At 45.9% G+C, this 15,584-nt stretch carries 10 protein-coding genes and 1 pseudogene; 3 read left to right on the top strand and 8 right to left on the bottom strand.

What is annotated here, in order from left to right:
• Window positions 1-16: 16 nt before the first annotated feature.
• The 5 genes from NSQ58_RS18905 to NSQ58_RS18885 form a co-directional block, all read right to left on the bottom strand.
• On the bottom strand, window positions 17-1,843 hold the full coding sequence (locus NSQ58_RS18905) for a cache domain-containing sensor histidine kinase (RefSeq protein WP_068938451.1): 1,827 nt from the start codon (window positions 1,841-1,843) through the stop codon (window positions 17-19).
• A 13-nt stretch (window positions 1,844-1,856) separates the two neighbouring features.
• Complete coding sequence (locus NSQ58_RS18900; RefSeq protein ID WP_069079686.1) at window positions 1,857-3,155, bottom strand: alpha-glucosidase/alpha-galactosidase; 1,299 nt, start codon at window positions 3,153-3,155, stop codon at window positions 1,857-1,859.
• A gap of 135 nt (window positions 3,156-3,290) precedes the next feature.
• On the bottom strand, window positions 3,291-7,316 hold the full coding sequence (locus tag NSQ58_RS18895) for a DUF5695 domain-containing protein (RefSeq protein ID WP_341058005.1): 4,026 nt from the start codon (window positions 7,314-7,316) through the stop codon (window positions 3,291-3,293).
• A 665-nt stretch (window positions 7,317-7,981) separates the two neighbouring features.
• On the bottom strand, window positions 7,982-8,713 hold the full coding sequence (locus NSQ58_RS18890; RefSeq protein WP_341058545.1) for an SDR family oxidoreductase: 732 nt from the start codon (window positions 8,711-8,713) through the stop codon (window positions 7,982-7,984).
• A 55-nt stretch (window positions 8,714-8,768) separates the two neighbouring features.
• Window positions 8,769-9,902, bottom strand: a complete 1,134-nt coding sequence (locus NSQ58_RS18885; RefSeq protein WP_341058004.1) for an NADH-dependent flavin oxidoreductase — start codon at window positions 9,900-9,902, stop codon at window positions 8,769-8,771.
• A gap of 176 nt (window positions 9,903-10,078) precedes the next feature.
• Here NSQ58_RS18885 and NSQ58_RS18880 point away from each other — a divergent pair, with 176 nt between their 5' ends.
• Both NSQ58_RS18880 and NSQ58_RS18875 read left to right on the top strand, forming a co-directional pair.
• The gene (locus tag NSQ58_RS18880) at window positions 10,079-10,561 is read left to right on the top strand and encodes a MerR family transcriptional regulator (RefSeq protein ID WP_023987240.1); all 483 of its coding nucleotides are present in this window, start codon (window positions 10,079-10,081) and stop codon (window positions 10,559-10,561) included.
• A gap of 346 nt (window positions 10,562-10,907) precedes the next feature.
• Window positions 10,908-11,759, top strand: a complete 852-nt coding sequence (locus NSQ58_RS18875; protein ID WP_023987239.1) for an aldo/keto reductase — start codon at window positions 10,908-10,910, stop codon at window positions 11,757-11,759.
• A 363-nt stretch (window positions 11,760-12,122) separates the two neighbouring features.
• Here NSQ58_RS18875 and NSQ58_RS18870 read toward each other — a convergent pair whose 3' ends face one another.
• Window positions 12,123-13,403: a collagen-like protein gene (locus NSQ58_RS18870; RefSeq protein WP_445671677.1), complete on the bottom strand. Its 1,281-nt coding sequence runs from the start codon at window positions 13,401-13,403 to the stop codon at window positions 12,123-12,125.
• Between the two features lie 333 nt (window positions 13,404-13,736).
• Window positions 13,737-14,123, bottom strand: a complete 387-nt coding sequence (locus NSQ58_RS18865) for a TetR-like C-terminal domain-containing protein (RefSeq protein ID WP_341058540.1) — start codon at window positions 14,121-14,123, stop codon at window positions 13,737-13,739.
• Between NSQ58_RS18865 and NSQ58_RS18860 the strand changes: the two genes are divergently transcribed.
• Window positions 14,104-14,493, top strand: coding sequence for a hypothetical protein (locus NSQ58_RS18860; RefSeq protein WP_226887791.1), 390 nt, complete (start codon window positions 14,104-14,106; stop codon window positions 14,491-14,493). The two genes, NSQ58_RS18865 and NSQ58_RS18860, sit on opposite strands and share 20 nt — an antisense overlap.
• Window positions 14,494-14,990: 497 nt before the next feature.
• Here NSQ58_RS18860 and NSQ58_RS18855 read toward each other — a convergent pair.
• A pseudogene (locus NSQ58_RS18855) lies at window positions 14,991-15,453 on the bottom strand (phage tail protein).
• Between the last annotated feature and the right edge of the window lie 131 nt (window positions 15,454-15,584).

The raw sequence follows: 15,584 nt of genomic DNA, 5'->3' as shown, positions 1-15,584 counted from the left end.
GCCATCCTCCCCTTTCTTATTCGGTTCGAATGGGTGCCAGTAAAGTAACCGAGGTGTATTGACCCGGCTCGCTTGTCACGGACAGTCCATATTGCGGACCATAATGCCGAAGACGTTCATGCACATTGCGCAGCCCAAAGCCAATAGCACTCCCCCGTTCCGCATCCAGCGACTTCCGGATATCGTTCAGACGCTCGGCTCCAATACCGCCCCCATCATCACTGACCGTCAAACGCAACATATCCCCTTCCCTTGTACCGGATAACATGATATAGCCACGGTCGGTGCGCCCTTTTAAGCCGTGGTAAATGGCATTTTCAACGAGCGGCTGGAGGATTAGTTTGGGTACATAAAATCCGCAAATATCCTCCTCGACCTCGCAAATCCACTCGAACGAATTCCTAAACCTGAACTGCTGCACCTTCACATAGGCGCTTACATGCTCGACTTCCTGTCCCAAACTGATTTGCTCTCGGCCATAACTTAGCGAAATGCGAAAGCATTTTCCGAAGGCACCGATTACCTCTGCCATATCCCGTTGCCCATTCGCCAAGGCCATTCCCTTCAGGGATTCTAGCGTGTTGTACAAAAAATGCGGATTAATCTGCGCCTGAAGCGCGCGGAACTCAGCCTGCTTACGCGACAGCAACGCTTCGTAGACCTGACCGTACAGTTCATGATTTTTTTGCATCATATGAAGAAAACGCTCCCCGATCTGCCCTACCTCATCCTTAGGATTAAAAACAACGGAAGTAGGAGCTTCGAAAGCTTGGGCTGAGCCTGTAGCGCTCACACTCCCATCGACCGCCATTAATCGGCTCAATTGAAGCAGGGGGCGACGAATCGTGTCACTCAGCCGATAAGACAGCATCCAGCCCAACATCAGTGCAATCAAAAAAGTCCAGATGGTCCAGGCACCAATTTTCCGCGCATCCTCGAACAGCACAGACTGATCGACTTTTTGCAGCAGCGTCCATTGTCCTTCATTTAACGGGCCGTAAGAGATCATCGTCTGGCGGCCGTTCCATGTTCTCCAGTCCTTCGTAAGCACAGGCCTATCCACAGCCGATTTGGCAATCTGCCGCAATAGCGCTTGATCCGCAACACCCTGCTCCGGCAATCGGTATACAGGCTCGCCCTCCTGATCCAGCACCCACATCTGGGTATTGCCATCTGTTTCATGAAAAGCAAGCCCCCGAAATAGACTGGCCTTGTCGATTTCCAGCAGCAAAAATCCGAGTGGTGCATAATCTCCAGTCGTTTTTCGGAGCAGTTTCCCCACATAGATGCGATCCTCCGCCATCCCGCGTCCGGATTCAAACGGCGAATGAGCCATCCACATCATGGGCCGCTCGGCGAGTAGGCGGCGATAGTACACACGTGCTTCCTCTAATGTAGGAAGGCCGCCAAAACGGACCGAAACATTCCCCTGATAGAGAGAATGCTTGAGCCCGCCATTGGCGGCATATATGAGAGAGGACGTGATATACGGCTTGGTCTGGGTTTGCGTACGGACAACCATACTGAGTGTTTCATCGTTCCGTAAATATTCATAATCATCTTCCGGCTTGGTCTCCAGTGTGGACTGCACATCAGGATTGCTGAGAATGGCATTGGTTAGATCATTCAAATCGGAGAGCGTCGCATTGACGTAATTTTCACTCATTTGCCGGGACTGCATAGCCAGCGCTTCCGATTTCTCACCAAGGGAATGGGCCGCGATCCGGTAAAAGGTAAAGGTCAGTACCACCATCGGAATGACGGTGAGTACCAGCGTCAGTACAATGAATTTCCCACGGATTGTAGGAATCCCGGCGAACTTTTGACGACCACGGCCTCCCATTCATCTGCCTCCCTTACACATAGGCTGGGAGCCATGTCCCGTGGGCTGCAATTAGGTCATCACACAGAGAAACGATATCATCCATGGACAACTCTGCGGACGTGTGCGGGTCCAACATAGCAGCATGATAAATGTGCTCCTTTTTCCCGGTGATTGCAGCTTCAATCGTTAACAGCTGGGTATTAATATTCGTCCGGTTCAGCGCAGCGCATTGGGGTGGCAAATCCCCGACAAAGGTTGGCGTAACCCCGTTACGATTCACCAGACAAGGTACCTCCACACAGGCTTCCTTCGGCAGATTGGTAATTAAGCCTGTGTTCATCACATTGCCGCCAATGGCAAAAGGCTGATTCGTTTCGATCGCCTCAAATATATAAGAGGCATACTCGTTTGACCGTTCATGACGCAGATCCTGATTACCCAAAAGCTCTTCACGCATCGTTTCCCATCGTGCAATCTGGCTCACACAGCGGCGCGGGTATTCATCCAAAGGAATATTGAAGCGCTCAATCAGCTCAGGGTATGCCCGTTTGATAAAATACGGATGATACTCCGCATTATGCTCGGACGATTCCGTAATGTAATAGCCGAATTTTAGCATCATTTCAAAGCGCACCATATCATGATGCTTTTCCTGTTGCTTAGCGGCGGCTCGTTTTTTAATCTCAGGATACAAATCCACACCGTCCTTGCTCACTTCGAGCAGCCACGCCATATGATTAATGCCTGCGATTTTTGCCTTTACACCTTCCTGCTCCAGCCCGAGGCTTTTAAACAGTTCCGGTATACACGCCTGCACGCTATGACACAGCCCTACCGTACGGACACCGCCATAAACGTTCATCACATTCGTCAGCACAGCCATCGGATTTGTGTAGTTGAGAAACCATGCATCCGGGCACACCTCGCGCACATCTGCCGCAAAATCGAGCATCACCGGAATCGTACGTAAATTGCGGAAAATACCGCCAATACCAACCGTATCGGCAATCGTTTGGCGCAGGCCGTATTTTTTAGGAATTTCAAAATCCGTAATTGTACACGGATCATAGCCGCCTACCTGGATGGCATTTACCACATAGGTCGCCCCACGTAGTGCTTCCTTGCGATCAGTGTAGGAGCGAATCACACAGGTACTCCCTGTTGTTTTTTTCAAATTAGATAAAATATTTTCCGAATCTTTCAGCCTTACGGGGTCAATATCGAACAACGCCAACTCAAAGCCCTGCAAAGCAGGCGTCAACATACAATCGCCAAGCACATTTTTAGCAAATACCGTACTGCCTGCACCCAGAAATGTAATCTTGCTCATACTTTTTCCCCCATTCACATTTTTGTTCGCAGCTTTGCACTCCAAATGCAAGGATACCCACCGCCACTCTCCCCTTTACAGGAGGAAAGTGACGATGGGAAAGGTTACTCATAACTATGCGTTGTTGCCTCCCATTCAGGATACCCCCGCTGATTTAACGGAGCTAACAGGCCGAAGCGGTAAGGCAGATGTTACCGAGGGTGTCGTAGTTGGCGGGGTTACTGAATTCTCCGGACTAACCGGTGTTACCGATGAATCCGCAGCCCCAGCCTCAATCACAGTTACCTTCGCAATTGCCTTTAACTCTGTCCCTTCTACTTTACCCTTCAACTCAAACGAACCTGGAGCAGCATATTGTGCAGGGTCTATATCCTCCCATTCCACAGCCACCCATTTGGTGGAGCCTTCTCCATACGTAGCTTCCACGACGCTTGGCAGTTCGGGTTTTTCACCCGCACGAGTCGTCACGTTTACTTCTTTTAAAGCCGTGATTTTCTCAGTTGCCGCCAGATTCTGTGCTGTACCAGAGGCCAGTCCTGCCACCTCGGTTGCATTCAAAGCACGGCTGTAGATACGGAATTCATCCACCAGACCATTGAAGTACGGATCAGGGTACTGAGATTTGCCGATGAAATTATTTTTGGTCTGACCCAGACTGGTAGGATTCAAGGTCAGGTTGGTATTGCGTCCCACTTCTTTTCCATCCACGTATAAAATACCTGTGGAACCCGAAAGCGTGACCGCAACATGCTTCCATACGCCTGTTGGCAGTACAGGGCCTTCAATCGTCTGCTCCTGTCCCTGCCCGTTGCCTTGGTTGGTAATGGCAAACAGCATGGTATTTCCTGCTTTAGGCGTCAGGAACATATATTCATTCGTCCCGGAGCCAAAGTCAAAAATCCGCACATAATCGCTCAGGCTGTTCGCTTTGACCCAGCCGGATACGGTCAATTGCTGTGTCCGACTGACAATACCCGCCGGAAGCTGCACATAGCTGTCCTTGCCGTTCAGGCTGACAGCATTGCCTGTTTTACCCGCAGCCCATGCAGCCGTTCCCTTCACGGCAGCATCATTGCCACTGTCCGATGAATCCGCAACTATAGAACCGCTTGTTTCATCAAACTTGTAAACTGCAAGCTGTTCAAGTAACGGAGCCGCCGCTTCAGCTACCACCGTTACTTTAGCCTCCGCTGACAACTGAGAATCGCTGGCTGTCAGCTTGAACACATACGTTCCTGGCTCGGAAACATCCACCTTTGTGCGCAGCGATGTTTTGTTACTAAATGTGACCTTTGCGTCCTGTGGTCCTTCGACCAGACTCCACTCGTTTGTTACCTTACCTTGTGGAAGTCCATCATCCGTAGCCGTGCCTTTCAGAATGATCTGATCCGGCAGCTTTACCTTCGAATCTTTGCCAGCATCCACGATAGGTGCTTTGTTCGGATCAGGTGTGGTCGGTGTCAGCTCTACCGTATAGGAGGATGCTGTACCAATCTCCAACTTAAGTTTGTTGGTGGTCGCATACGCATTAAACTTTCCTTGCGATTGACCGCCCACTTTAACCAGATACGTTCCTTTCTTCAAACCGTCAAATGTAACGTACGTGGAATGGGCTTGGCCCGGCGTTTGATTTTTCAGTTGGAACCATACATAATCCTTGGATGTTGCCAACTTGGCTTCTGTATATTGGTCCTTTTCCAGCTCGATATACAGCTTTTCCGTGATCAGATTGACCCGCTTGAACAGGCCGTCCAGTGGCTTGATCGTATACACGTTGCCGCTTTTGCTCACCTCTGCACCGTAGCCCGTCAATCCAAAAATAGGATCAATCGCGATATCAGCACTTAATGTTTTGAGCGCACCGAACAATCCGAGATCAGCCTCACCGCTCATGCCGCGCCAGCCGTTAAAGAGCGGAACATTTTTACCGCCGCCAGTGCCGTTCGTGCCGTTATTGCCTTTTTCCGCTTGATACGTCCATGCGACCGCCCCGATGTTTTCAGGGTCGGAGCTGATTTGCCCGGAGTTAATCGCTCCAACATTGGCAATTTTAGCTGCATAGGACAACCGCTGTTGTTCCTCACGGTGATTGTCCTCATGATGGCGAATCCAGTCATCCATCGCATATCCGGCAAGCGAAGTCGTGTACTGGAAGTTAAACCAGTTCTCCCCGGTAATCGTCACCGGATCGGTGTAGTAGTACCATACGGGCATATGACCGCGTGCCGCACGGGTTTTGGCATTAATTTTACTCATCATTTCCAGGGCTTTACTTTGCTCGCCCTCTGTATCTATATTCTGCTTGGCTAACGTATATACAGCCTCTTCCCCTGTATTGTCATAGCTGTATTCAGAACCGTAAGGATACTTTGTATTTTTAAAATTGTTATATTTACGATCCATTTTTTCCTTGAGATCATTCGCTTCATCATCATAGCCTTCATCATGAAGTGCCTGAATAATATCCGGTGTGGTCAGTTCGCCCATCAAACCTGTTTCCCAGTTGTACGCGACTGGCCCTTCATACAATGCTTTGAAAATGTTATACGCCCGCAGCAAATAGGTTTCCTTTGGATGCTTGTAAGTGACAAGATCCGGGTATTCCTTGGCAATCTTGTACATGCTGAAATACGTGTTGTATACGTGCGGATACGCATACCCTCGATAGGTCGGTGTATCATTAGGCTCTGGCATCAAGAAATCATGAATTAAATAATCCTCATGATGTCCGTTCATCAGATTTGTCCAGATCGCCGTCTCCAAATAATCGTCTACTGCCCGCACCTCTTTGGCGACTGGAGACAGTGTGTTTTTCTCAGCCAGGAACTGTCCGTGGGTCAGACCCCAATCGTCTCCCCAACCCCAATAGCCGTTAAAAATGTTGCGTTTGGATTTGGTATGCATCATCCAATCGTCAAATACCTTGTCGCGCAGATCACCCGGTACATTCCATTGGGTTTTGTCGACCATAAATGTAGCATGCCGTTGCAACGCCTGATCAATCGGCTCGATGGCATAGAACTGTAACACCGTTTTGTTGCCGTTGCCGTATTCTACCGTTATGAAGTTCGGGCCCAGCTTAGTAAATTTCAGTTCATAAATGTAATGTCCTCCGGCCTTGCTATCTGTCTGCGGAATAACGGTTCCGTCTGGATAGGTTACTTTGCTGATCGCCTGCTTGGAGCGCAGGTCCACCTTCGCTTTTTGATTCGTAGGCACGATCATGCCGGGTACGACTGTTGTATCCACCAAGTTTTCTTGGTACAACGTATCTTTTACATCATGCTCGTCCTTCACCGCCAGAAACTTGAAACCATAGTTTTTGCTTTGACCAGGATTCAGGATCAGGCTTGTATTGGGCAAATACCCCCGATTCGTGGACTTGATGACATTGGAATGAATATAAAATACATTGAGTCCTTCCAGCCATTTGCCTTCGTTGGCTGGATTCCAGGCCCATTTGCTGCCCGGATGCTCCTCATCCCGCCAGTGATCCTGATATTCAAAACCCGCACCTGTTGTGGAATCAGGAATCAGCAGCAGGGAAGAACCAATGCCGCTGGGACGCCCAGCTGTAATATAGGAGCTGTTATTGCCGACAAAGGAATGCGTCACCACTCTAGTTTCGTAGATCGCATCACCGTTGGTCCACTGCTCATTAAAAGGCAGAGGCAAACCGAAATCGCCAATCTCCAGTTTTTTTTCACTTGTATTCTGCACCTGTATATTCCACAACACTGAACCATTCGACTCTGCCGAATACGTTTCAATGACTTTAAAATTGCGTATGCCTTCTGCGTTAGTAGAGTTCTCGTACGTGACAGTGACACGGTTACCACTGGTTGTGATCTTACGTGCGTCTGCCGACTTGTTCGTCCATGCCTTCGTCCAGCTGCCTCCATCCAAGCGGTACGTGAACATCAGCTCCCCTAGCCACTGATGATCTGCGGTGTTCTGCTCAGGTGTAACCGTTGCGTTCATCACGTACTCTGTCGGGAAAGCATCTCCCTTGATACGTATGGATGAAATTTCACCGTGCTCACCTGTCTGAATCGTCAGCTTGTCATTGGATAGTTCATGGGCCTCTGCCGTATGCGTCCCAAACAACACAGACGCTGTGGTTAAAAACAAAAATGCCGCCAATATTCCCTTAAATTTCATCAACACGGCCTCCTTTTGGATCTCGGGGTCCTGATTTGCTTGCCAATCACCTGAAGTCTCTTCATTTCGCCGCAACCTCCTTGGAAATGTAAGCGTTACAACTCTATTGTACAAATCCTTGTCCATTGGTAAAATCAACATTTTCAACCGATTTATATAGGATTTCAACCTAATAGAGGGATACTGTTAGATCGGCAATCAACCAAGCTACGACAGATTTATCTAAATTATGATTACAGATGATGGAGAGAAAGAAATTTAGATAGAGAGCAAGGAGGCATTTTTAGATACATCGGGGTGTGATCAGATTATACAAACGGACACTATAAAATCGAGAATTTATTTTGAGCTGCTGTAGTGGGGAATCGATACGTTGGGTTTTCCAGATGCGAGGGTATTTATTAAGATAGATTCGCTCCTAAGGTAGAATTTGGAGTCTGCGTATGTAAAGAATTTTGGGGATAGGGTATGGGGAAAAATCTGCTGAAAGCATCTATCGACTGGGCTGATTCCAATGGTATGCTTTGTATTGGGCAACCCCCATTTTATAGAGCTAACAAATCATATCTATCCCATAGCAAGAGGCATGTAAACCGTACAAATATAAATACTGCCCCAAAATCTATTTTTAGGGCAGTATCAACAAATCACATGATTTTTCTATTTTATAGTTCTTGAATTGTTGGACGAATAATCATCTCATTAATTGCTACATCGGCTGGCTGCTCAATTGCAAATGCTATGGCACGAGCAATGTTAGAAGGCTCGATAGCAATTTTCATATCCTCATTAATTGCTGTTTTTAACTCTGAGTTTGAAATTGCTGCTGTTAATTCTGTATCAATCGATCCTGGCGAGACAATAGTCGTTCGAATATTGTTGATACACTCTTCTCTACGAAGGCCTTCTGTAATGGCACGCACAGCAAACTTTGTACCACTATAAACTGAACTAGCAGGGAATACTAAGTGCCCTGCTATAGAGGAAACGTTAATGATATGCCCTTCTCTTCTTTCTCTCATGGTTGGAAGAACGGCAGCAATACCATAAAGTACACCCTTTATGTTAACATCCACCATCAAATCCCATTCTTTGATTTTCTTTTCATGAACAGGGGATAACGGCATGACTCCTGCATTATTGACCATTACGTCTATTTTTCCAAACTCTTTAAGCGCATAATCCGCTAACTCTTCCATCTGCTCATGTGAGGAAACATCCGTCACTTTATAAACAGCTTGCCCGCCATTATTTTGAATTGCTTCTTGCAGCTTTTGCAAACGAGCTTCACGACGAGCGGCCAGTACCAGCTTCGCACCTTTAGAGGCAAGTTCTTTTGCAGTCGCTTCTCCAATTCCACTTGAGGCACCTGTAATAATGACAACCTTATCTTGAATATTTTACATATAATTCACATCCTTTCTTGATGAAAACGTGATAACAATAAAAATGTTATTCTTCGATATGAAACCATGGACCTGAAGCTTGGATGACACCCCAAAGTTTTTCCGGAAGCTCAAGCTTACCAACTTTTGAAGCCTTTATCGCTGTTTGGATTTCAGACTCTTGTCCACTTTGAACCTTTTCTACCCAGTCTGGATTCATGATTAACGTATGACCAATAGCCGCTAAGGACAGCCCCTTATCTAAAGCCGTTACAACGTCATCCGGAGTGTCCATAGCACCAGCTGCCATTACAGACAATCTGCCATTTACATGTTCTATAATTAATTCAAGATATGTTTTTTCATCCTGACTATCGAACGGCTTTAACGAGAGCGCATTTACGAGTGAAGCATGCACATAATCGACACCTTCTTCAATCAGGTGATCAATTAATGTATAGGTATCTTTCATTCGCAGACCACCTTCAATTGGTTCATCAGGAGAAAGCCTGTAACCCAATATAAACGGTTTTGTTGCAAATTTTCGAATCACATTTTTCATTTCTTGAATAACCGCCAACGGAAAGCGCAAGCGATTTTCTAAAGAACCTCCCCATTGATCCTCACGTCTGTTGAAGAATGGAGAAAAGAAGTTTTGCAGCAAAAATCCATGTGCACCATGAATTTCAACGCCATCAAATCCTGCTTCAATGGCTCGTCTTGTTGTTTCTCCAAATGCACGAATTACTTCCATGATCTCATCATGTGAAAGTGCTCTCGGTAAAACGGAAGGAGCAAATGCCGTAGCTTCAGTCTGTACAGCACTGGAACTTACCACATCTCCATTTGGAGTTAAGGTCGGAAGTGCTTTGTTGCCTGCGTGGAAAACTTGAAGTACCGCAGGAGCTCCTCCACTTTTCGCCGCATCGGCTAATTTTCGTAAACTTGGAATAAATGTATCGTCATAGCCTGCAAATTCATGCGTAAAACCTATACCGTTTGGTTGGACATGCGTACAGCCTGTTATAACCAAACCTACACCGTTCACTCTTTTTTTATAATAATTTACTTCTTCATCTGAAATCGTGTAATCGTCATTACTGGCCCAAGTTGTCATAGGCGCCATAATGACTCGATTTCTAAGGTCGATTCCATTTTTGAGTGTAAAGGATTCAAATAGTTTGTTATATTTTGCGTTCATTTTCTAACCTCTTTCTAGTTATTCATTTATAAACTGTAGTAATTGTTGTCTTAAGTTAAAGCATTTATTCGCATTCCCAGAGGAGATTACCAGTTGATGAGCGCTCACAACATTGGTAAAATGACATCATAAAGTATTCGAGTAACTCGAAGTCAATAGCAGGGAGGTTCGAAATTTTGAATCAGACATTACATGAACCAAAATATACGGTAAAAGATGTATCTGAAATAACTGGCCTTACAAAACATACGATCCGTTACTATGATGACCAACAATTAATACCTTTCGTTTCGAGAGACGGCAGAAACAATCGCTTATTCTCTGAACATGATCTGGATTGGTTGCGAATGGTGCATTGCTTTCGTATTTCAGGATTGCCGATTTCAGAAGTCAAACATTACATTGCTATGTGTTTGCAAGGTGATGAGACGATTCCTGAAAGGGCTGAGCTTGTTGTAAAACAAGAAAAAGAACTAGAAGCGAAGATCCATGAGTACAACCTTCAATTAATGCACATAAAAGAGAAGAAGGCTTACTACGAAAGTGTTTTGGCTGGTCAATTAGACGATACCTGGAATCCAGTTAACAATAACCCAGAATGTGGAGAAAAGTACGATATACCGGAACATATCAAATCAGCGTCAAAAGTTCATGCTTGATCTTAGAAGATAGTCTACGGCTTCGAGTACACTCGAAGTCAATTTTTTTGTGTATTTAATTTTGACGGATATTGCACCAATCTGCCTGTTACTTCAATGAAAGAGGGAGCATTCGCCGCGGCAGTGTGCTCCCTGTTCTAAATTTAACTATCGTTTTCCGTTAGTTGAACCCCGAATTAAATTAAGTTGTAGGTGGTAGTGAGAGGATTAGGCAAACATTTGGCACGAACGGGATAACGATCGCTTTGTCATCTGGTGCATAATAAGGATGTGAAGTGGGTGTCTGTTATGAATATGGATTGTAGTTGATTTACACATAATAATTAAAAATACTGGAGGATTTTATATGCAAAAAGTAACTTTGAACAATGGTGTTGAGATGCCTATACTCGGTTTTGGTGTTTATCAGATCCAAGATGCAAATGAATGTGAACAAAGTGTTTATGACGCTATTATGGCAGGCTATCGGTTGATAGATACCGCTGCCTCTTATTTAAATGAAGAAGCAGTTGGCAGAGCGATTAATCGAAGTGGCGTGACAAGAGAGGAGTTATTTATCACTACGAAACTTTGGGTTCAGGATACTGGTTATGAGCGTACAAAAAAGGCATTTGAAAAATCACTGGAAAGATTGCAGTTGGATTATTTGGATTTGTATTTAATTCACCAGCCATATGGAGATGTATTTGGTTCTTGGCGCGCTATGGAGGAATTGTATCGTGAAGGAAAGGTCCGTGCAATCGGCGTTAGTAACTTCCATGAGGATCGCCTGATCGATTTGATTATTCATAATGAAGTAGTTCCTGCCGTAAACCAGGTTGAAACGCACCCATTCAATCAGCAAATTGAAAATGCAAAATTCATGAAAGAGAATAACGTTCAGATCGAATCCTGGGCGCCTTTTGCTGAAGGGAAAAATAACTTGTTCCAGCATGAGATATTGGCAGCCATAGCTGAAAAGTATAATAAATCCGTTGCTCAGGTGGTTTTACGCTGGTTGACACAAAGAGAAGTTGTTGTGATTCCAAAGTCTGTTCGTAAAGAAAGAATTATCGAAAACTTCGATATCTTTGACTTTGAGTTAAGCCAAGAGGATATGGAGTCGATTACTACGTTAGATACGAAACAGAGCCTGTTCTTTTCACATCGCGATCCTGACATGGTGAAATGGATCGGTAGCCGTAAACTCGATATCTAACCCTCTTTCAAAAGATCACCCGTAGGTTTTGATTACGCCAAAAGAACCAACAATTTAACAATAACCGTTAGAAGTATGGAGTAGATGCCCTAAGGAAATCTACTCCTCTTTTTTCGTTTACGGTATCAATGTATTTATTGAACTATCGTGTACGCTTAGTTTAATACATTTATCAAAGAAGGGACGTCCCCCATCACAGATGTCTGGAGAAACGCCCCTGTCGGCGGTGATCGCTACAAAGCAATACATTTATGTCGTAGGAGCACAATGTCCCCTTACCAAATTATTGCACCGCAGAAATATTGAGGGCGGCCTCTATTTGATATTGGCATTATTATCGAAAAATACTGCATTTCTTTCCCTCTATGCAACCTGCGTAATAACAAGGTGCGCGGAAACTGGTCTTGTTCCTCCAGCTAATGGAGTGATCGTGAGTGCCGCGGCATTGCCAGCAGGATTTCGCACTGTGAGTACTGAATTAATGACCGTTGTTTGTACAAGAGCCATTCCTACTATTTGAGAAGTACCTGTTGCACGCCCGACCACCGTATAAGCCAGGTCAGCGCCGTTGAGTGTTAAAATGAGTTGACCCGGTTCGTTTACACCTACCTGAAACAAAACCTGATAAGTGCCAATTGTAGCCAAGTTAAAAGAACTCGCATTTATACGGGTAATTGCAGTCCCACTGATTGGACCATCTTGCGGAAAACTCACGTCCGTGTCGGGAGCAACAGTTGCTGCATTATCAGGAGGCATCAAGGCAAAGAAATCTGCAAAGCCTAATACTCCACCTGCTGGTCCTGCTGCTCCTGTTGCTCCTGCTGCTCCTGTTGCTCCTGCTGGACCTGTTAGCCCTGCTGCTCCTGCTGGTCCCGCTGGCCCTGCTGGTCCTGCTGGTCCTGCTGCTCCTGCTGGTCCCGCTGGCCCTGCTGGTCCTGCTGGTCCTGCCAATCCAGCTGCGCCAATTGCTCCTGCAATCCCTGCAAGTCCCTGTGGGCCAAGTGCTCCTGCAAGTCCTTCGGGGCCAAGTGCACCTATCGCTCCTGCAATCCCTGCCAGTCCTTGGGGACCAAGTGCTCCTGCAAGTCCTTGAGGGCCAAGCGCCCCAAGTGCTCCTGCAATCCCTGCAAGTCCTTGAGGACCAAGTGCTCCTGCAAGTCCTTCGGGGCCAAGTGCGCCTATCGCTCCTGCAATCCCTGCCAATCCTTGGGGGCCAAGTGCTCCTGCAAGTCCTTCGGGGCCAAGTGCGCCAATTGCTCCTGCAATCCCTGCAAGTCCTTGGGGGCCAAGTGCTCCTGCAAGTCCTTCGGGACCAAGTGCGCCTATCGCTCCTGCAAGCCCTGCCAATCCTTGGGGGCCAAGTGCTCCTGCAAGTCCTTGAGGTCCAGCTTCTGCAATTGCTCCCGCAAGTCCTTGAAGTAATTGCTGACCTTTAGGTGGGGGACACGGTACCCGCACTATTTTTTTAATAACTAGAAGACGTCGTTTCTTTTTTTTCCCTTTTGGATGGCAAACAATTGCGGTTTTCTTTTTGCACGATTTTTTTTTATCCAGACAACTCAACCGTTTCTTTTTTCTTTTCTTTTGGATGGCAAACAATTGTAGTTTTCTTTTTGCACGTTTTTTTTTATCCAGACAACTCAACAACGACACCTCCCTATAAATATGGTTCAGTGTACGTGAGTTGTTTATTTTAGGCATGGACGAATAGCCGGTTATTCGCTAGACTAAAAACCATTTTTAGAATATTGGGTGTTTAGTAGGGTGATGTTATACCACAAACCACAACACTATTTCAGTATGATTACATAATTTAAATCATCCTTCATTGCGTCAACCAAAGTCACATTTGGGTCTTTTTTTGTACCTCACAGTGGCAGTGTGCTCCCTGTTCTAAATTCAAATATCGTTTCCCGTTAGTTGAATCATTTCTGTGATTGATCCACCTTGTAGATTCTTCTGGTAAGCGCCTGGTCATCATCTGTCCATGATATTTGGAGCTGTTTGCGGGTTTTTGAGTGCAGGCAGTAGAATGCCATCGATTAGCACTGTGAAGAAAGGCTTGTCGAACGGTTTGCGCTGGATGAGTCCGCGAAAGGAAGCCATTGAAGTAATGACCTGACAAGCCATCTCAATGTCCGCGTGAGCGGGAATTTCACCGCGGACGACGGCTCGGTTCATAAGCTCGCGGTTCACAACAACCCATGGCTCGAAAATCCCGGCTGTTCCTGCTTCGGCAAATTCCGGATGCTGCAAAAAGGAGCCTAGGCCCGCTAGGACTCGAAATTTTCGTTCAATCGTAGAGCTTTGTCCTTCGGTACACGGTGAGGGTGACACAGGATTTTTGCCGAGACTGATCAACATCGCCAAAACGAAGGGCTTCTCAGCCTATGTGGAAGAGGGGACCAACCGTTGGCCGGCTGTGCACCGCCTTGACGCTGCACATCTATACCGCCTTGCGTTAGAAAAGGCACCCGCCGGTTCACGACTAAATGGGGTCGCAGATGAAGGAGTGCCATTTCGCGACATCGCAAGTGTTATCGGTAAACACCTGAACGTGCCTGTAGTCAGCATTTCACGTGAAGAAGCAGACACCCACTTCGGCTTCCTCAGTACACTTGCAGCGCTCGATATCCCGAGATCAAGCGTTGCAACTCAGGAACTTCTGGGATGGCGGCCTGTGCAGCCTGCACTAATCCACGACCTCGAACAGTCTCACTACTTCAACAACTGATTGGAGGCGAGACCGAGAATCGATCATGGGCCGCTTAATAAAGCACTTGAGAAAAGCGAAGCAAGACATAGACTAGCAACAACATGTATGAAATAGAAGTTTGGATATTAAAACACGAGATCAACACGAATGTATACCACACTGAGTGTTGTTATCTTCATTCGCATCGAACTATTCTGGCTAATCGTATTGTTAGGTCACTTCCCCCAAGAAAATTTTTCGTCTTTACTTATGGTATGGTTCACCACGTTGGCTGAAGGGCAAGTTCTCGAAAAATAGCCTCCTTATCAGAGACTACCCGCGATCTTCCTATATGATAATCATATGATAAGCGGTATCTTTCCCTATTATTTCTAGCATTTTCTCAATCAAAATTGCTTTTCATCATTCCTTCAAAGAAAGGGCCATCCTTTTGCGGGATAGCCCTTTCTTTGATTTCACATTTTTTTGCAAAGAGAATAAGGGGATGGATTCCTCCGTTTGCGCTTTTGCTTACTTTAATATTGTCCTTTAATTACAAAAGAAGCCCCGGATTGTTCCAGCTAGTTTAGACTCCTGCCTAGCAAACTTAAACTTCTCTTCTAACTCTTTTGGTACCTCCATCCCCTCAGAAAGCTTAAAACCAACGGCCCGCTTTTTAGAGTCATCCACCGTATACATGACATTGATTGCAAGACCATCCTCATAAAAAACGTAGGTGAATTGGATATTTTCCACTTGAAAACGCGACGTTTCTAAAGGTTTAGCCGCAAACGCATTATCACGTTCTTCTATCAAAATTCGGTTCACATAATCAAGGCTCTCCTGGCTTTCGCTAGCGGGTACAACCGTAAATTCATACTTGTATTTATTCATAAAATAACGGGCTTCATTAGCACGTAAACCCGCAAGCGCTTCTGCTACAGGTGAAGACTCTAAACCAACCGTAGACACATCTTTAAAATCAACCAGATACGACAATTTCTATTCCTCCTCTTCTCTCTTTACGCCCTAACAGCAGGAGTCCACATTTCACCAAAATCGATTCAAGAGAAGATTTGAATGGCGAATTTGTTAGTTAGTTTGTTAAATAGTGTTCACATAGACTGGTA

Source organism: Paenibacillus sp. FSL M7-0134 (genome assembly GCF_038007865.1).
Classification (GTDB): domain Bacteria; phylum Bacillota; class Bacilli; order Paenibacillales; family Paenibacillaceae; genus Paenibacillus; species Paenibacillus polymyxa_B.
The sequence above is the reverse complement of the archived record's forward strand: the minus strand, read 5'-3'. Positions and strand labels throughout refer to the sequence as shown.